This is a genomic window from Cryobacterium sp. RTC2.1 (genome assembly GCF_035018685.1).
Taxonomy (GTDB): domain Bacteria; phylum Actinomycetota; class Actinomycetes; order Actinomycetales; family Microbacteriaceae; genus Cryobacterium; species Cryobacterium glucosi.
This window is the reverse complement of sequence record NZ_JASJXJ010000077.1, coordinates 1-17,579: the sequence shown is the minus strand read 5'-3', so window position 1 is coordinate 17,579 and position 17,579 is coordinate 1. Positions and strand designations below refer to the sequence as shown.

General features: G+C 69.9%; 16 protein-coding genes. 6 read left to right on the top strand and 10 right to left on the bottom strand.

The window, feature by feature from the left end; genetic code table 11:
• Positions 1-168 precede the first annotated feature (168 nt).
• The gene (locus QN357_RS10980; protein WP_134449244.1) at positions 169-903 is read right to left on the bottom strand and encodes a FadR/GntR family transcriptional regulator; all 735 of its coding nucleotides are present in this window, start codon (positions 901-903) and stop codon (positions 169-171) included.
• A 198-nt stretch (positions 904-1,101) separates the two neighbouring features.
• Between QN357_RS10980 and QN357_RS10975 the strand changes: the two genes are divergently transcribed.
• The 5 genes from QN357_RS10975 to QN357_RS10955 all read left to right on the top strand — a co-directional run bounded on the left by QN357_RS10975 (position 1,102) and on the right by QN357_RS10955 (position 6,397).
• The gene (locus tag QN357_RS10975; protein ID WP_134449245.1) at positions 1,102-2,532 is read left to right on the top strand and encodes a GntP family permease; all 1,431 of its coding nucleotides are present in this window, start codon (positions 1,102-1,104) and stop codon (positions 2,530-2,532) included.
• A gap of 1 nt (position 2,533) precedes the next feature.
• Positions 2,534-3,151: a gluconokinase gene (locus tag QN357_RS10970; RefSeq protein WP_134449246.1), complete on the top strand. Its 618-nt coding sequence runs from the start codon at positions 2,534-2,536 to the stop codon at positions 3,149-3,151.
• Positions 3,152-3,336: 185 nt separating this feature from the next.
• Complete coding sequence (locus QN357_RS10965) at positions 3,337-3,918, top strand: hypothetical protein (protein WP_134449247.1); 582 nt, start codon at positions 3,337-3,339, stop codon at positions 3,916-3,918.
• A 115-nt stretch (positions 3,919-4,033) separates the two neighbouring features.
• Positions 4,034-5,335 carry an aminotransferase class V-fold PLP-dependent enzyme gene (locus QN357_RS10960; protein ID WP_134449248.1) on the top strand — a complete coding sequence of 434 codons (1,302 nt, stop codon included), beginning with the start codon at positions 4,034-4,036 and terminating at the stop codon, positions 5,333-5,335.
• The gene (locus tag QN357_RS10955; protein WP_323504880.1) at positions 5,336-6,397 is read left to right on the top strand and encodes a hypothetical protein; all 1,062 of its coding nucleotides are present in this window, start codon (positions 5,336-5,338) and stop codon (positions 6,395-6,397) included.
• A gap of 94 nt (positions 6,398-6,491) precedes the next feature.
• On the opposite strand, the gene QN357_RS10950 is transcribed toward QN357_RS10955, so the two are convergent.
• The 9 genes from QN357_RS10950 to QN357_RS10910 form a co-directional block, all read right to left on the bottom strand.
• Positions 6,492-6,932 (bottom strand): DUF2269 family protein, encoded by a 441-nt coding sequence (locus QN357_RS10950; protein WP_134449250.1) that lies wholly within the window; start codon positions 6,930-6,932, stop codon positions 6,492-6,494.
• 24 nt (positions 6,933-6,956) lie between these two features.
• A complete protein-coding gene (locus tag QN357_RS10945; RefSeq protein WP_134449251.1) occupies positions 6,957-7,595 on the bottom strand; it encodes a hypothetical protein in 639 nt (212 codons plus the stop codon).
• Positions 7,592-8,440 (bottom strand): ABC transporter permease, encoded by an 849-nt coding sequence (locus QN357_RS10940; RefSeq protein ID WP_277612984.1) that lies wholly within the window; start codon positions 8,438-8,440, stop codon positions 7,592-7,594. The genes QN357_RS10945 and QN357_RS10940 overlap by 4 nt, the downstream gene beginning before the upstream one ends.
• Positions 8,441-8,534: 94 nt before the next feature.
• Entirely contained in the window at positions 8,535-9,506 is a 972-nt protein-coding gene (locus QN357_RS10935; protein WP_322188928.1) for an ABC transporter ATP-binding protein, read from the bottom strand.
• Positions 9,503-10,606: a LolA family protein gene (locus tag QN357_RS10930; protein ID WP_322136890.1), complete on the bottom strand. Its 1,104-nt coding sequence runs from the start codon at positions 10,604-10,606 to the stop codon at positions 9,503-9,505. Before QN357_RS10930 ends, QN357_RS10935 begins: the two co-directional genes overlap by 4 nt.
• Before the next feature lie 120 nt (positions 10,607-10,726).
• Positions 10,727-12,313, bottom strand: a complete 1,587-nt coding sequence (locus tag QN357_RS10925) for an AMP-binding protein (RefSeq protein ID WP_416347616.1) — start codon at positions 12,311-12,313, stop codon at positions 10,727-10,729.
• Between the two features lie 117 nt (positions 12,314-12,430).
• Positions 12,431-14,182 carry an aldehyde dehydrogenase family protein gene (locus tag QN357_RS10920; RefSeq protein ID WP_322188933.1) on the bottom strand — a complete coding sequence of 584 codons (1,752 nt, stop codon included), beginning with the start codon at positions 14,180-14,182 and terminating at the stop codon, positions 12,431-12,433.
• Positions 14,183-14,963: 781 nt separating this feature from the next.
• Complete coding sequence (locus QN357_RS10915) at positions 14,964-16,445, bottom strand: HAMP domain-containing sensor histidine kinase (RefSeq protein ID WP_322188935.1); 1,482 nt, start codon at positions 16,443-16,445, stop codon at positions 14,964-14,966.
• Positions 16,442-17,227 (bottom strand): response regulator transcription factor, encoded by a 786-nt coding sequence (locus tag QN357_RS10910; RefSeq protein ID WP_322188937.1) that lies wholly within the window; start codon positions 17,225-17,227, stop codon positions 16,442-16,444. Before QN357_RS10910 ends, QN357_RS10915 begins: the two co-directional genes overlap by 4 nt.
• Before the next feature lie 185 nt (positions 17,228-17,412).
• Here QN357_RS10910 and QN357_RS10905 point away from each other — a divergent pair.
• Positions 17,413-17,579, top strand: a 167-nt coding sequence (locus QN357_RS10905; protein ID WP_323504881.1) for an undecaprenyl-diphosphate phosphatase, incomplete at its 3' end; no start/stop codon positions are given.

Here is a 17,579-nt window from a genome sequence, read left to right as displayed (position 1 = left end):
TGACGGGCGTACTGGGAGACGCACCGCCATGCGGCCGATCGGGCGAAGCGGGCGACTCCGGGAGGTTGGTCATGCCCCCACGTTACGACCCACCACCGACATTCTCTGAGCATGGCTCAGGTCTGTGGAAACTCTCGGTGATCAGGAATCTGATGGGGAGCCGCTGCGTCAGGCCTGACGGGGAGACTCCGCCATGAACTCGGCGAGTGTCGCCTCGATCGTGGCGAACGACCAGCGGTAGGCGGCCTCCCCGTCGCGCACGGCGAGCGCGTGCGCGAGCTCGTGGTGGCGGTGCGCCGACGGCGGCGTGTACGAGGTGATCGTGAACCGTTTCTCCTCTTCGCGGGTACGGAGCAGTGCGGCAACGGTGCTCGCGAAGTGCCCCATCACGGCATTTCCGGAGCCGCGCAGGATCAGGGTGTGGAAGTCGATGTCGGCCTCGAGGAAGCCGCGACCGTCACCGTCGCGGTCGGCGATGACCATTGCGTTCGCGGCCGCCTTGACCCCCGCGAGTTGCTCGTCCGTCATGGCATGCGCACTCAGCCGTGCGGCAACGGGCTCGATTCCGAGGCGCATTTCAAGCATCTCGCGCATCTGGGTGAAGTATTCGGGACCGCGGCCACGCCAGACGATGATCTGCGGGTTCATCAGTTCCCAGGAGGTTCGGGCCAGTACCTGGGTTCCGACACGCTGCCGCGGCTCGATCATTCCCAGTGACTGCAGTACCCGCATCGCCTCACGCAGGACCGACCGGGAGACCGCGAAGGTCTCACTGAGTTCGTCGAGGTTCAGGATGTCGCCGGGTGCGTAGCGCGCATCCACGATCGACTGGCCGACGGCATTCACCACCCGTGCGTGCAGGCCGCCCACACGCAGGGAATCCGTGACGGTGCCGCTCTGCATCTGCACTTCTTTCCATTGGCGTAGCCGGGAGGCCTCGGGGGCCCCACCGAGATCGTACCCACCACGCGGGCGTCGACGCGATTCGGGGGGTGGCGCGCGCGCACATCCTGTGCAACACTCAATTATCTGATTTATCAGACTATTGCTAATTTTTTGACGATGGGGTCGCAGGGACGCGGCCTCGGAATGGAATCTGAGATGAATCTCGCCCTTGCGGTTCAGACGGCCACACAGTCGGCGGTCCAGTTGGTCGTACACGCGGCCGACCCGATCAAACCGGCCAGCGGTGACGCCCAGCTGATCATCGCGGCCGTCGTCGGCATCGCCGTCATCATCACCCTCATCACCTGGTTGCGCGTGCACCCGTTCCTCGCCCTCGCGATCGGCGCCGTCGGCGTCGGCGTCGGCGCGGGACTCGCCCCGAGCGCCGCCGTGACGAGCTTCAGCACCGGCTTCGGCGGGACGATGGCGAGCGTCGGCATCCTCGTCGGCTTCGGCGCCATGTTCGGAAAGCTGCTCGCCGACTCCGGCGGAGCCGACCGGATCGTCGACTCCCTCGTGAGCCGGTCGACGACTCGCACCCTGCCCTGGGTGATGGCGCTCATCGGCGGCCTGATCGGCCTGCCGATGTTCTTCGAGGTCGGCCTCGTGCTGCTGATCCCCGTGATCATCCTCGTCGCCCGCCGCAGCGGCCTCTCCCTGATCCGTATCGCGATCCCGGCCCTCGCAGGCCTCTCGGTCATGCACGGCCTCGTGCCGCCGCACCCCGGGCCCCTCGTCGCCGTGACGACCCTGGGTGCCAACCTCGGCCTGACCCTCGCGATCGGCGTGCTCATCGCCATCCCGACCGTCATCATCGCCGGCCCGGTCTTCAGCAAGTTCGCGGCCCGCTGGGTCGACGTGCCCGTACCCGCACTGTTCCTCACCACAGCCGACACCGGTGAAGTGACCCACACCAAGCGCCCGAGCTTCTTCGTGACCCTGTGCGGCATCCTGTTGCCCGTCGTGCTGATGCTCGCCCGCTCGATCGCCGATGCCCTCGCGCCCGGGTCGACCGCGCCGCTGAACGCCGCGCTCGACTTCCTCGGCACCCCGATGATCGCCCTTGGCCTCGCCGTGATCTACGCGATGATCTTCTTCGCCCGTGGCGGCGGCATGACCCGTGCAGCAGTCTCCACATCGCTCTCGAACTCCCTGCCCCCGATCGCCGGCATCCTGCTCATCGTCGGCGCGGGCGGCGGCTTCAAGCAGGTCCTGATCGACACCGGGATCGGAACCGTCATCGCGAACGCCGTCGCAGGCAGCAGCGTCTCGATTCTTCTCCTGGCCTGGTTCGTCGCCGCGCTCATCCGCGTCGCTACGGGTTCTGCCACGGTTGCAACCGTGACCGCAGCCGGCATCCTCGCCCCGGTCGCGGCGACCCTCGGCGCAACGGATGTCTCGCTGATGGTTCTCGCCATCGGCGCCGGTTCACTGTTCCTCTCGCACGTCAACGACGCCGGATTCTGGCTCGTGAAGGAATACCTCGGCACCACCGTCGGGCAGACCCTGAAGACCTGGACGATCATGGAGTGCCTCATCTCCGTGACGGGCCTCGCCGGCGTGCTCCTCCTGAACATCGTGATCTAGCATGAGCGACACCGAACAGCTCTTCGAGAACCAGCAGCCCGTTCTTGTCATCATGGGCGTCTCCGGCTCCGGAAAGTCCACGGTCGCCGGGCTCCTCGCCGGCCAGCTCGGCTGGGACCTGGAGGAGGGCGACGACCTGCACCCGCAGGAGAACATCGACAAGATGTCGGCGGGGCATCCGCTCGACGACGACGACCGGGCGCCCTGGCTCGAGACGATCTCCTCCTGGATCATCGAGCACACCATGGCCGGCGTGCCCGGGATCATCACGTGCTCCGCGCTCAAGCGCAAGTACCGCGACGTGCTTCGCGAGCACAACGTGATCTTCGTGCACCTGACCCTGCCGACGGAGCTGATCCTGCGACGCCTCGCCACCCGGCAGGACCACTACATGCCGGTGTCGCTTCTCGACTCCCAGGTCGCGACCCTCGAGGCGCCCGGCGACGACGAACGCGCCATCACGATCGATGCGGGGCGTGCACCCGCCGCGGAAGCCGCGGAGATCGTGCGACGCCTCGGCCTGACCCCGCGTCCCGGATCGTCGAGCCTCGGAGCTCCCGCCCCCGGACAGTCGTCCGTGCACCCGGTCGCCGCGGTGGCCCAGAAGGCCAGGCCCTAACGGGCTTGCGCCGACCGCGCTACGTCTCCACGCAAACGACCCCCGCTCAGCCGGGGGTCGTTTGTGCGTGCGGGCCACGTTTGTCAGGTTATTCACCCCGGATTCCGGTACGGTATGCGTGTGTCGCTTCGGACGGAGCGATTCATCGCATCCGCTTCGACCGGATGCCGGCAGTGGGAGACGAGATGAGGCTGGCAGGCTTCTCCGCCTCGTTGCACCCTCACGGTGCTCCCCGCACCGCTGGTCTCCGTACCGCGATCCTCGCGGCCCTCGCCCTCATCGCGGTCCTCGCCTGCGTGCTCTTCGCCCACGCCGGCGCCGACGGCCAGGACGTGAACGTGCCCGCAGCGGTCAGCCCGATGGCGATGTCCACCTCCGCGACCACCTCCGGGTCGGCATCCAGCGCCTTCTCCGGCACCGTCGTCTCCGGGACCGTCCTCTCCGGCACACTCGCGCAGGCCGTCGCGCTCTCCGCTTCCGTCGCCGTGACCGCAACGGCGGCGGCGACCGGGATGGCCCGCACGATCGCGGCATCCGTCGGCCAGCGCGTGCTGTGCTTCGAGGGCAACTCCCTCGGCGGCGGCGCCATGGCCGCGATGTCCTGTTCTGTACTCCTCATCCTCGGCAGCCTCCTGCTGATCGCGGGCGGCCCGTCGGCCCTCGGACTCCTGTTCGCGGCCGGCGGTTTCGTGGTCGGCACCTTCCGCACCATCGCGCTGCACCTGCACCGCCCGAGCCTCACGCTGCTTTCCGTCAGCCGCATTTAGGTCGAATCCCGCTCCCGCGCTTCTCCGGCCCTCCCGCCGAACGGATGCGTTCCCCTGCCGTTTTCACCGGCACCCGCGGATTTCGACCCTGTGACCTGAATGGACTACTGAACATGTGCACATCTTCCTGCCCGACGATCCTGGACCGGACGGGGACGGCGTCGTGAAACGCGCCGGACTCTTCGGCAGGGGCGCGGCCCCTGCCGCTCCGACCGCTCCGACCGGTTCCGCTGCGGCGGGCCGCCTCGCCGACTTCGGCTACCTCGGGTCCCGAGAGGTCTACCTCGACGCCGCCTGCCAGAGCCTGCGCCCGCAGCCGGTGATCGACGCCGTGAACGAGTACTACACGAGCTACAACGCCTGCGGCGGCCGGGTCAAGTACGCGTGGGGCAAGCGGGTCGACGAGGAGGTCGCGGCAACGCGGACCGCCGTACTCGCCAGGCTCGGCCTCTCGGCGCGCAGCCATGCGGTCTCGTTCACCCTCAACACGACCTACGGCATCAACCTGCTGCTGCAGCAGCTCCCCCAGGGCCGTTTCGGCCGGGTCGTGACGAGCCACGCTGAACACAACTCGGTCTTCCTGCCGACGATGACCGTCGCGAAACGCCTCGGCCTGCCGAGGCTCGTGCTCGACAGGGCCCCAGACGGCGCCCTCGTCTACGACCCCGCGCAGCTCGAACGCGCCGTCGTCGTCGTGAACGCCGCCTCGAACATCGACGGCAGCACCCTGACGAACCTCGCGGACCTCGTCCGCGACACCCACGCCCGCGGCGGCATCGTCATCCTCGACGCCGCCCAGGCCATGGCCCACGAGCACACGCTGCTCCGAGGGACCGATGCCGACGCCATCTGCTTCTCGGCGCACAAGATGTACGGGGCGAGCCTCGGCGTCGTCGTGACCCGGATCGAGCTGCTGCGCTCCCTCGAGATCAGTTTCGTCGGCGGCGGCATGGTGACGGATGTCCGCGCAGACTCCTTCGACCTCGTCACGGACGACCCCGGCGCACTCCTCGAACCCGGCCTGCAGGCCTGGGGCGAGATCATCGCGCTCGGCCGCGCGCTCGACTGGCTCGGACACGTCCGCCCAGGCGGCCTGGCACCGCACGAACACATCGCGAGCCTCTCCGGCCGCCTGTTCGACGGCCTCAGCGCGATCCCCGGCCTCGTCGTGCTCAATCACGCCGCGAGCCCGGTCATCAGCGGCTACGCCCCGAAGCAGGATTCGCACCGACTCGCGGTGTTCCTCTCCCAGCAGCAGATCATGGTGCGCAGCGGCTACTTCTGCGCCCACCACGAGCTCAAGGAACGGCTCGGGCTTCCCCCGCTCCTGCGCTTCTCCCTCGGACTCCACTCCACTTCGGCGGACATCGACCGCGCACACGACGCCCTCGCCCGCCTCCTGAAAGGCCTTTCCTAAGTGTTCTGCATCGCAGCATTCATCGTTCTCCTGTTCATGGCGGCCATCTCGGCCCGTTATCGCAAGTACCTCGCGAAGGCGTGGAACTGTACGTTCCGCCGAATCACCTTCCGCCCGTGTGACACCACCTTCAAGCAGGACATGAAGGACCACATGCTCGCCCCGATCGCCGCGCGCAGGCCCGGCCTGGTCAAGCCCGCGAGCATCGGCCTCGAGGTCGTCGCCGTCCTGATCATCCTGACGACCATCTGGAGCGGGTACGAGGTCGTCAAGAGCGGCGTCAACCTCTACGTCTACGGAACCTGCAACAAGCAGGACTCAGCGTCGTGCCGCCTCGGCGCCGAGGCATGCTCCATTCCGGACCAGACCCCGGGCTTCGGCGATTCCCTCGCCGCGTGGGACGTGGTCGGCGCCTTCGGCAACGAATTCGCGAGCCTCGGCGAGACCTTCTCCGCCATCCCGAGCCGGATGCAGAACTGGGACGCCACGGCCTACCTGCCCGCGGACGCGACCTACCTGAACCCCTACGACGCGAGCAAGAAGACCGCGCTCGAGGTCATCGACCCCGGCTGCACATACTGCCTGCAGCTCTTCAACAACATCGAGAAGGCCGGATTCGGCGAGAAGCAGAACCTCAGCTACATCGCATACCCGATCCAGTCGGCGACCGGCTACAAGTTCAAGAACTCCCTCCTCGTCACCGAGCAGCTCGAGGCCCTGCGCCTGAACCCGCTCGAGGGCGCCACGACCCCGGTCGACTGGGAGATCCTGAAGCGCATCTACACCGAGAAGAACGACGCCGGGGTCTCCTGGCAGGTCTCGATCAACAGCATGGAGTCCGCGGACGCGAGTGCGCTTCTCCAGGGCTGGGAGCTCGAGTTCGGGCTCAGCCAGGCACAGGCCGACCACGTCGACCAGGTCGCGGCATCCGACCAGGTCACGCAGGTCATCGCGGCCAACAAGAAGACGGTCGAGGAGAGCATCCACACCGTGAAGATCCCGACGATCATCTTCGACGGCCGTCGCCACGACGGCCTCGTCTCCGTCGGCGACCTGGGCTAGCCCGTACGTGCGCTGAGGTGTCGCATCTCGACGTTAGATCCCAACGCGAACATCGATATGCGACACCTCACGGGGCTGAGAGCGGATGCCGGTGCTAGGGCTTCCAGACCATCAGCACGACGACCGCCACGAGCAGCAGGCTTGCGACACCGGAGCCTGCGGCGATCCGCGGGTAGCCGGCGGCCTTGGCGCCTGCGGCATCCGTCGCGAGCGACTCTGCTGCGGCCTTGAGCGCCGGCACGACGAGGAACAGGTTGATCGCGAGCGCGATCACGTAGAGCACGAGGGACAGCCACACCCAGGTCGATCCGAAGGTCCAGGCGTCGTCGGCCTCCTTGAGGCCGAGCGCCCCGAAACCGAAGAACGCGACCACGATCGAAAGCAACGTGAAGATATTGACCGACTTCGCGAGGGTCGCGACGGGACCCGCCTGCCCTGCCCGGATGGAGCGCATGGCGGTCATCGGGAGGATGGCCATCGGTCCGACGATGAAGACGGCGGCGACGATGTGCAGGACGTTGATCAGAATATGCATGCCTACAGGCTAGAGCCGTTCGGGTCAGGACGAGTGCACAACGCCGGGGTGGTCGGCGGGGAGGCCGTGGCGCTTGCCGGCGTGCAGCATCCGCAGGTTCTTCGTCTGCCAATCGCGCACGGCCTGGTGCTGCGGCTCGAGCGCGCGCAGCTCGGCGCAGGCCGTGACCTGGCGGCCGCAGGAGCAGAGCCGCGGCGTCGCCTCGTCGGCGTGGTGCAGCGTTCCGAGGCGCCAGAGCACGGCCATCGCCCAGTCGATCTGGTGCTGGGCGAGCTCGGCCCTCCGATCGGCGCGCTTGACGAGGTCGGTCTCGAGGATGCCGCGGAGTTCCGTGCCCGGCGCATGCTCGAAATCACGCGCCGCGATCCGGCGGAGGTCGTCGACCTGGCCGGTCAGCCGGGCGATGGCGGCGTCCTTCTCGGTGTCACTCGCCTGCGCCTTCTCGGCGAACCGCCGGTGCTTGTCCTGCTGCTCGGCGAACTGGCCGAGCCAGAGCTCGATGTGCTCGGCGTCGCGCCGCTCTGCCTTCTCGGCGCCGAGGTGGTGCAGGCACAGCGCGCAGACCACCTGGTCGCTCGCCGAACCGAAGGTGAAGGGCTGCAGCGACCGGCAGCAGAAGCACTGGGCGAGCACGGGAACGTACAGGGGATACGAGTGGGTCACGAGAGGATGTCCTTGGTCACGAATCGGCCGTAGGCGAGTGCCCCGAACACGAGGATATAGCCGCCCTGAAGCAGCGCATTGGCCCCGAACGACGTCCAGTCGATCGGCTGCCGCAACAGGTCGGCGAAGTCGAGCCAGTAGTGGCTGAACAGCCACGGATGCAGCCAGTCCAGTTGCGGGAGCGCGTCGAGCACCTGGGCGGTCACCGAGAGCACGATCGTCGCGGCCATGGCCCCGACGGGCACCTCGGTCAGGGTAGAGATGAACAGCCCGATCGCCGAAAGGCCGAGCAGGGACACCGTGACGTATGCCGCGATGAGGAGCGAACGAAGCACGGACTCGCCGACCCCGATGGTGTCACCGGAGAGCAGGGTGACCGGGCCGACCGGGAACAGGGCCGCGCCGATCAGGGCGCCGGAGACCGCGACGGTCAGTGTCGCGGCGACGCAGAAGGCCGCGGCGCCCGCGTACTTGACCAGCAGCAGGCGCACCCGCCCGGCCGGGGCCACGAGCAGGTAGCGCAGGGTGCCGAGGTTCGCCTCGCCCGCCACGGTGTCGCCGGCGACGACCCCGACGGTCAGCGGCAGGAAAAGCGGGATCGACACGATCAGGGCGGTGATCGCGACGAAGAGACCGTTCTGGGTGATCCGGTCGAGGAAGGCCGGGCCGCGTCCCGGCGTGACAGGGCTGCTGGTCAGCCGCACGGCGATGGCGATGAGCACCGGGATCGCGGCGAGCGCAGCGAGCATCGCCCAGGTGCGGCGGCGGCGGAAGAGCACGGTGAGTTCGGAGCCGAGGAGCGCGGCACCGGATGCCCCGCGCGGCCTGGCGACGGCGGTCGCGATCGCCGCGTGCCCTGTCGGCTCCGGCACCGATGCGGCCGGCCCTCTCGAGTCTGGCCCGGTCACGGCCGGCCCGGTCACTGCCGGTTCCCTGGGATCACTGGGCGACATCGAAGCCCTCCCCGGTGAGTGCGACAAAACGTTCTTCGAGGCTTGCGGCCGCGACGGTGAAGCCGCGCACGCGCACTCCGGCGGCGACGAGGGCAGCGACGATGTCTTCCGGCGCCGGTGCGGCAGCGGTCAGGGCGGCGCTCAGGTGACCGGGAGCTCCCGCAGCCGATACGAGCGTCACGGGAGTGAGCCCCAGCCGTTCGAGCACCTGCCTGGCCGCCACGGGGTCCGGCGTGTCGAGGCGCGCGTGGGCCTCGCCGGCGCCGCGGAGCTCGTCGAGGGTGCCCTGGGCCACGAGGGTGCCCGCGCGCATCACGGCGACGTGGCTGCACATCTGCTCGACCTCGGCGAGCAGATGGCTCGACACGAAAACGGTCGTGCCCTCCGCGGCGAGCGAGCGCACGAGGCTGCGCACCTCGCGGGTGCCCTGGGGGTCGAGCCCGTTGGTGGGTTCGTCGAGCACGAGCAGCTCGCGCGGCATCAGGAGCGCGTTGGCGATGCCGAGCCGCTGCTTCATGCCGAGCGAGTACGCGTGCACCTTCTTGCCTGACGCATGGGTCAGGCCGACGCGCTCGAGGGCGTGCTGCACCCGTGCGGCGCGGGTGGCCGCTGACGCGCCCGGATCCGCGGTATCGAGCCGACGCAGGTTGGCGGTGCCGGAGAGGAACGGATAGAACGCGGGCCCCTCGACGAGGGCGCCGACGCGCGGGAGCACCGAGCGCAGCGACCCGGGCATCGACCGGCCGAGCAGGCTGATCTCCCCGCTCGTCGCGCTCGCGAGGCCGAGGAGCATGCGGATGGTCGTCGTCTTGCCAGAGCCGTTGGGTCCGAGGAAGCCGAAGACGGAGCCCGTGGGCACGGCGAGGTCGATGCCGGCGACGGCGGCCTGGCGGCCGAACTGTTTGGTGAGACCGTGGGTTTCGATGGCCAGTTCGACGGATGCGATGGCGGGGCTCACCCTCCCACGGCGGCGGCCTGGAGACGCTCACTCGGAACGGCGCCGGCGAAGACCCGCCCGTCATCGGTGAGCAGCACGCTCACGAGGGCGGTCGAGATCACGCGCCCGCCGGTCACGGCGGTCGTCAGCTGGGCGAGGAGCGGCGAGGAGGACAGTTCGACGGGAACGGATCCGGCCGGGAGTTCGACGACGGCGTCCCAGCCGGTCCCGGAGATCGTTACGCCGGCGAGGAACTTCTCCGCCTCGGCCTTCATGGTCGCGTGGTCCGCGGCATCCTTCTTGTCGAGGCTCGTGGTGTCCGGGAGGGCCTGCTCGGTCACGCTCGCGCCGGCGGGCGGCGAGAACGTGAAGAGGGAGGCATCCGGTGCCCCCAGTGAGAGCTCGGTGAAAGCGAGCCGGAACGCCGGCTTCTCCTGCCCGCGGGCGGTGACCTCGACGGCGAGCGGCAGCCCGGTCTCGGAGTCGACCGAGATCGACACCGTTCCGACGAGGGTTCCGGTGGTCTTCGGGGTGAGCACGAGGTCGTAGACGCTCCGACCCGCGACGCTGCCGTCCGTGCCGACCGATACCGTCGTGCTCGGGTCGACCGCGGCGAGGAACTTCGCAGCGACCTCCTCCGGCGTGGCCATGCCGCCGTGGGTGGTCGCGTCCGTGTCCGCGGCGTCCTTCGCCGGCAGGGTCACGTGCGCTGCAGAGTTGTCCTTCGAGTTGTAGAGCCAGACGTCACTGCCGTTGCGCACGAGGTCGCGTTCGGCGAGGTTGTCGAGCACCTGCAGGCGGATGTTGTCCGGCCCGTTGAGGTAGACCCGCCCGGTGTGCGAGCCGGTCAGGAGTTCGAGCGCGGAGGCGGCGCCGGCGTTCCCGCTCGCGGTCGGCCCGGTCGTCGGCAACTCGGGCAGGCCGAGCTCCGAGGTCTGTTCGATGGTTCCGGAGAGCGCGTCGACGGTGCTGGTGCCGACGAGCGCGAGCACCTGCGCAGGCGTCTTGTCTGGCAGGTCTACGGCCGCCCCCGCGGTGAGGGGGACGGCGAGCGCGCCGACGGCGATGACGGCGGGGATGACGATGGCCGGAAGCCACTTCGTGAAGTTTCGGGGAGTCATGAGAACGACCCCTGAGTGTCGCGATTCATAGTCAGATCCTACGTCCGTCCGGCACGGCTCGCACGGCCGCGGGCAGGCAATCCGGGCGCGCTGGGCGAACTCCCAGCACGCCGCATCCGCTCACGGCGTGGGGGCGAGCGCGCGCAGGTCCTTCCGCAGGATCTTGCCGGACGTGGACTTGGGAATGACGTCGATGAACGCCACCTGCCGCACCTTCTTGTGCGGCGCCACCCGCTCGGCGACGAAGGTCATCACGTCCTCCGGCGTGAGCACGTGGCCGGGAAGCACGACGACGAAGGCCTTCGGCACCTCCTGGCCGTCGGCATCCACTGCTCCGACGACCGCGGCGTCCGCGATCGCGGGGTGGCTGAGCAGCAGGGCCTCGAGTTCGGCGGGCGCGACCTGGTAGCCCTTGTACTTGATCAGCTCCTTGAGGCGGTCGATGATCGTCACGTATCCCTCAGCGCTCACGGTCGCGATGTCGCCGGTGTGCAGGAAGCCGTCATCTTCGAGGATCTCCCGGGTCGCCTGCTCGTTGCCGAGGTAGCCGAGCATCACGTTCGGGCCGCGCACGAGCAGTTCGCCCGGTTCGCTCACCCCGACATCGGGAAGCGCGATGGCGAGCCCGGTCTCCGGGTCGACGAGCTTGCACTCGATGTTCGGGAGGGCGAGGCCGACGACGCCGTGCGGGATGTCATCGCGGCCCCGGGGCATCGCGTGCGAGATCGGGCTCAGCTCACTCATGCCGTAGCCCTGGCGCACCTGGCAGCCGAGGCGGTCGGCGACGGCGTGGGCGAGCGAGGCGTCGAGCGGCGCGGCGCCGGAGAACAGGGTCCGCAGGCTCGACAGGTCGTAGTCGTCCACGAGCGGATGCTTCGCAAGGGCCACGGCGATCGGCGGCGCGATGAACACGTAGGTGGCCCGGTAGTCCTGGATCAGCCGGAGGAATTCCGGGAGCTCGAAGCGGGCCATCGTGATGACCGTCTCGCGGGCCGCGAGGGCGATGTTGAGCAGCACCGTCATCCCGTAGATGTGGAAGAACGGCAGGACGGCGAGAACGCGGTCGTCCGGGGTGCCCTCGAGCACCGGAATCGCCTGGGCGACGTTGGCCACGAGGTTGCGGTGGGTGAGGATGACACCCTTCGGCCTGCCGGTGGTTCCGGAGGAATAGGGCAGCACGGCGACGTGGGTTGCCGGGTCGAACACCACGACCGGCGCGGGGTGACCCTCCAGGATGAGGTCGGCGAGGGACAGTCGCGAGCCGTCGTGATCGAGCAGGGCCACGGCATCCGCCGCCAGGCCGGCGAGCGTGGCCGCCTCGCTCGCCTGGGGCAGGAACGGTGTGACGGTGAAGAGCAGCCTTGCCTGCGAGTCGCGCAGCTGGGAGGCGATCTCGGCGGCGCCGTAGAGGGAGTTGATGGTCGTCGCGGTCGCGCCGGCACGGAGGATGCCGTGGAACATGATCGCGAAGGCTGTCGAGTTCGGGGCGTGCAGGGCGACGACGTCTCCGAGGCCGATTCCCCGGGCAAAGAGGGCGCCGGCAACGGCGTCGATGCTGGCAAGGAGCTCGCGGTAGCTCGTCGACAGGCCGGTGGCCGCGTCGATCATGGCGGTGCGGTCCCTGTCCTCCTCGGTGATCGAGCCGAACAGGTAGTCGTAGACGCTGAGGTCGGGGATCTCGACGTCGGGGTGCGTGCTGGCGATGATCATCGGTATCTCCTTCGATACGGTGTGCGAGCGGGGCAGGGTACTGGGCAGGTATATGTCGGGACTGGCATGGAGCGACTCAGGCATATCGAAGCCAGGCATATACCCGGTCGAGAGTCATGCCCGGAAGGCCGAAAGGAGGATCGCGGGCGTCTTCCACCAGGACGGCCGGCTGACGAATTCGGTCAGGAGTCGGCTGGTCTTCGGCGCGCTCCGCGCGCTGACGAACCACGGCGGCTTCGGGAAGAGCGCGAATTCGCCGTGCCAGACCGAACGGGGGAAGGGCCGGAACGGACCGCGGACGATGGTGCGTTCGGTGTCGGCGAGCAGGAGCGCGTTGTGCACAACGCCGATGCCGCTCTGCACGTCGGTGAGCGAGTGGCCGGGGAAGGCCCCCCACGGCGCTGCCGCGGTGAGGAACCCCACGCCTGTCCAGGCGTTGACGGCGATCGTGCCGTAGCGCAGGCGCTCGAGCGCAGCGGTGAACCCCGTGCCGAGCCGGCGGATCGTGGCCGGGGTGCCGAGGATGTTCGCGCCGAGGGTGCCGAGGAAGTCCTCGTTTGCCGCGGTGACCGCGGCGTCGAGGAAGGCCTGTCCGGTCCCGTCGAGTTCGATGACGCCGAGCACGGGAGCGAAGGCCTCGACGCCGATGAGCGCGGCTGGGTCTGCCGTGCCCGCCTCGATCAGCAGACGACCGCCGTCCGGGCCGAGCCGGGTGGCCTCGGGGTAGGCGGCGAGCGCGGCGTGTACCCGGGCGTCGCTGCCCGGGTACCAGGGCGGCCGTGCGGGCGCCGCGGCCAGGGCCGCCCGGAGCGCCGCGAGGAATTCCGCCTTCTGCGGCCATTCGCGGCTGAGCACGACCACCTGACCGGCGATGCAGTTGTAGCCGCCGTTGTGCAGGCGCTGGGTGGCCACGTGCTCGGCCTGGAAGATCACGTCCCGTCGACTCCATTTCCCGGGGAGGACGATGATCGGCGCGACCCCGCCGAGCTCGCTCGTGATGGGCTTCTGCAGCAGCGGGGTGCCGGCGGCGCGCCGGGCGCGGCCCTCTGCGCCCGGGCCGAAGACGACGACATCGTGGGTCGCCGCACTTCCGGTGATGTGCACGTGGCTTACGCCCTCGTGGTGGGCGAGGTACCCTCCGACCGCCGCGCCGCCCGAGACGATCGAGAGCAGTCCCGCCTCGATGAGGGGGGCGAAGGCATCCGTGTAGACCGGAGAGAGGGCGTCGAGCACGGGATTGAGTTTGAGCACCGAGACCCGGTTGTGCGCGATCAGCTCGTAGAGCACGTCGAGCGGCGGGATCGACGTGATGTTGCCGGCTCCCAGCACGAGACCGACTCCCCCGGTGCTGGACGGATGCCGCTGGCCGAGCCCGGCACGCGAGCGCGCCTCCTCCTCGGTCACGCCCGGCCTGAGCCAGGCCTCAGCGGAGAACCCGTGCAGCAGGAGCGCCTCGAAGGGAGTGCCCGGGAGCACGGGGACGGTGATCCGGCCACCGGGGGCGCGCCCGAAGCGGGTGGCCCGGAGTGGGCTCTCACCGCGATCGAGGGCGCTGATCGAGTCCTGCAGGGTCGCGAGGTTTGTCAGCACGACGTAGGGACCGGACAGCCACTCCTCGCCGACGAGCGGGGAGTCCTGGTCGAGCCCCTTGGCGAGGGCCGCGACCCGAACCCAGCGCTCGGCCTGGGCCGCGACCGTGGCGGCGACGGCAGCGAGCAATGCGGAGCGCGCGGCCAGGGGCATGTCCGCCCAGCGGGCAACGCCCGCGGCGAGGCCGGAGACGAGCGTGTCGAGGGCCGCGCGGTCTGCCGCGGAGAGCTCGTCGGCGGGACGTTCGTTGACGGCGGTCGGTTCGGTCGAGGTCATCAATCTCCCTTGATTGCTGCCGGTGGCTCGTTGCGGCCCGCGCGCCAGGCCGGGCGGCCAGACGGCCCGCGCCTGCGGCCTGCGCGTGCTGAACCAGCAGAGTACCGCACGACCCTCGGCGGGGCCCCACCCCAGTGCGCGGGTGTCGCTCGGCTGCGGACGGCAGGCGAGGGTCGATCCGCGTGCCGGGAGTCGCTGTCCCACAGGGCGACGGCGGCGCCGACGGCGACAGCCGACGGCGTGCGGGCCGGCGGGCACGGGAGGAAACCGCGGGTTCGGACCACCGAGCTTTCGGGACGATCAGTGATCCGGACCACGGAGGGCATCGAACTCTGGTGAGGCCTCGGGCGGCCGTTGACCGGTTCGTTTCTGGTGCTGACCAGCGTCTGCGTCGAAGGCGGCAGTTCGTTGATCTGTTGAAAACGTATGACGTACGACGAGGGATCGCAACCGGTGCCCGATGCGGCAAGTCGTCGGCATCCGTCTCGGGAGGTGAGTACGCCCGCCGCGGAACCAAGCCAGCGAAATAGCGCTCAATCAGGTATTTATCATGGCTGAACATCCGTGCAACTCGGCGGTCTCCTGCACCGGAAGTGGCCGGATCGGGTGAGGCTGCGCTGATCCGGGGCAAATCCGAGGGAAAAACGAGGGAAATCCGTGGGAAGTCCGTGGGGTGCGTGGCCCGTTCCAGGCGGAAGGAACCGGGGCGGGACGCTGCCGTGGCGACGATGCCGGCGCAAAAGAAGGCCGGGACAGCACTCCCGGATGCCCGGAACGCGCGTCAGTCTGCCGGCGCGAGGCCCGCCTCTTCCGCGGGGACAGCAGGGAGGACCAGCACGAACCTGCCGTGACGACCGCCGGGGACGGCTTCCACCGTGCCGCCCGCGGCGACCGCAACCCTGCGCGCGAGCGCCAGGCCGAGGCCGGCACCGGGGCTCTCCGCCGCCCGGTATCCGGGCGTGAACAGCAGCTCCGGGACGAGGTCTCCGATTCCCGGCCCGTCGTCGGTCACGCTGATCCGGATCGAACCGCCCTGCGCGACCGCCGCGACAGTGACCCGCGTCCGGCCGTACCGCACGGCGTTCTCGAGCAGCGGCGCGAGGGCACGCAACGCGACGGCCTGCGGAACTCCGAGCTCGAGACCGGGCGCGGGGGCGACGACGATCTCCGGCACCGCGTCGGCCGGCGCCCCGGCCGAAGCCCCGGCCGCTGCCGCGACAGCAGCGCGCAGCACGGCGTCGACCGGCGCCCGCTCATCCCGGTTCACCTGGCCGCGGGACACCGAGAGCAGGGTGCCGATCACCTCGGTGAGCTCATCGACGGATGCGCCGATTCGGCCGAACCGCTCCACTTGCGCCGGCGAGAGCGTCGGATCGAGTCCCGCGAGCTCCGCCTCAGCCCGGATCACCGTCAGCGGGCTGCGGAGTTCATGGGCGAGTTCCGCGGTCAGGCGCTGCTCCGCGATGATCGTGCGCGACACCCGCGCGAGCAGGCCGTCGAGCACCTGGCCGAGGCGAGTGAGTTCGTCGTGGGGCTCGCCGAGGTCGAACCGCCCGGTGAGGTCATCCGCGCTCCATGCGGACGCCCGCCTGGCCATCACCTCGACGGGGCGCAACGCGCGCCGCACGGTCCAGGCCGCCATCCCGCTGACTCCGAGCACGACGAGAACGGCGAGGCCGATGCCCACGAGCAGGGTACGTGTCTCGGTTCGCTGGTACGGCGCGAGGGACAGGCCGACCACGGCGACGCCGATCCGTTCCGTCTCGCCCGGCAGGACGATGGGCACCGCGCGCAGTCTCCAGCCGCCGCTCTCGCGCTCCGTCGGCTCGGTGACCGAGCTCAGCGCCGCGAGCCCGGCCCTGAGCTCTGACGGTCCCGCGACCGGCGCCGGGTCCGGTTCCCCGCCGGTCGCCGTCGAGTCCGTCCCGGTCGCGGTCCCGCTGACCAGCCGGCCGGACGCGTCGTAGATCCAGGTGACGTCCCCGAGGCCGCCGGCCGCGTTCCGGGTTACCGCGATGCCGTCACCCTGGCGCACGACGGTCGCGAGCGCGGATGCCGCGCGCTCAGCGAGGAGACCGTCGATGTCCTCGCTCACGACGTGCGTCAGCACGGCGACGGTCAGGGAGAGCAGTGCCGCCATGCCGACGGTCGTGAGCAGCGCCGTGGCGAAGACGAGGCGGCGGCGCAGCGAGCTCACGCGCGGCAGGACCGGCAGCCGCAATCGTCCCAGGCGGCGCCCGGACGAGTCCCTGGTCCCGGTCATCGGAGGGCGTACCCGACGCCGCGCACGGTCTCGATCCGTCGCGACGCCGGAGACTCGCGGGCGGCATCCGCCCCTGGCCCGGCGAGCGCAGCGGCACCGCCGCCGCCGTGGTCACCGCGGTCGCCGCCTTCACGGTCGTGGTCGCCGCCTTCACGGTCGCGGTCGCCGTCGAGCAATTCGAGCTTGCGGCGCAGCCTGCGCACATAGGAATCGACGGTGTTCTCGGCGACGATGGCGCCGTGCGGCCACGCGGCCGCGACCAGGTCGCGCCGGCGGACGACCTCGCCAGGGCGGGCGAGCAGGGCCGCGAGCATCCGGAACTCTGTCGGTGTGACGGCGATCTCGAGGTCGGCCCTGGCCACGGTGAACCGCTGGGGGTCGAGGCGGAGGCCCGCCGGCTGCCGGTACGGCTCCGGCCTGCCCCGGCGAGCCAGGGCGCCGACCCGCACGAGCACCTCGGCGAGCGCGAACGGCTTTCCGAGGTAGTCGTCCCCTCCGGCGTGGAAGCCGGTGACGATGTCCTGCACGCCGGTTCGCGCAGTGAGGAAGAGCACGGGTGCGAGCTGTCCGGCGGCCCGGAGGGCCTGGCAGACGTCGCGACCGTCGGAGTCGGGCAGGCCGATGTCGAGCACGATCACGTCGACGGGCTGGCCAGGGCCGAACAGAACGACCGCCTCCGCGCCGGTGTGCGCGAGCAGCAGGCTGTAGCCGGCGCCGCCGAGGGCCTCGGCGAGCACCCGGCGGATGAGGGGGTCGTCTTCGCAGACTCCGACCGTGGGCATGGGGCAATCGTACGCAGTGCCCGCGTGCCGCCCGTGTAAACGGTGCAGGTCAACCCGGGTGGCGGGCGTGCCGGTCAGGCGGCGGGCAGGTTCGGCGGCCTAACCTTCTGCTGCACGAGGTCTTCGGCCCGTCCACCGCCGCCCGGCGCCGATTTCCTGTTCGCACTCCACGCAAAGGCACCAGCATGAACCTGATCCAAGCGCTGATCCTCGGCATCGTCGAGGGAATCACCGAATTCCTCCCGGTCTCGAGCACGGGACACCTCACCCTCACCGAGAAGCTCCTGGGGCTGAAGCTCGACGACCCCGGGGTGACCGCGTTCACCGCGATCATCCAGTTCGGGGCGATCGT

What these genes read in the sequence shown, in the direction of transcription:
- QN357_RS10950 (WP_134449250.1), bottom strand. Translation starts at nt 6,932, where the DNA reads ATGCATATTCTGATCAACGTCCTGCACATCGTCGCCGCCGTCTTCATC.
- QN357_RS10930 (WP_322136890.1), bottom strand. Translation starts at nt 10,606, where the DNA reads ATGACTCCCCGAAACTTCACGAAGTGGCTTCCGGCCATCGTCATCCCC.
- QN357_RS10915 (WP_322188935.1), bottom strand. Translation starts at nt 16,445, where the DNA reads ATGACCGGGACCAGGGACTCGTCCGGGCGCCGCCTGGGACGATTGCGG.
- QN357_RS10910 (WP_322188937.1), bottom strand. Translation starts at nt 17,227, where the DNA reads ATGCCCACGGTCGGAGTCTGCGAAGACGACCCCCTCATCCGCCGGGTG.
- QN357_RS10965 (WP_134449247.1), top strand. Translation starts at nt 3,337, where the DNA reads ATGAGGCTGGCAGGCTTCTCCGCCTCGTTGCACCCTCACGGTGCTCCC.
- QN357_RS10920 (WP_322188933.1), bottom strand. Translation starts at nt 14,182, where the DNA reads ATGACCTCGACCGAACCGACCGCCGTCAACGAACGTCCCGCCGACGAG.
- QN357_RS10970 (WP_134449246.1), top strand. Translation starts at nt 2,534, where the DNA reads ATGAGCGACACCGAACAGCTCTTCGAGAACCAGCAGCCCGTTCTTGTC.
- QN357_RS10975 (WP_134449245.1), top strand. Translation starts at nt 1,102, where the DNA reads ATGAATCTCGCCCTTGCGGTTCAGACGGCCACACAGTCGGCGGTCCAG.
- QN357_RS10980 (WP_134449244.1), bottom strand. Translation starts at nt 903, where the DNA reads ATGCAGAGCGGCACCGTCACGGATTCCCTGCGTGTGGGCGGCCTGCAC.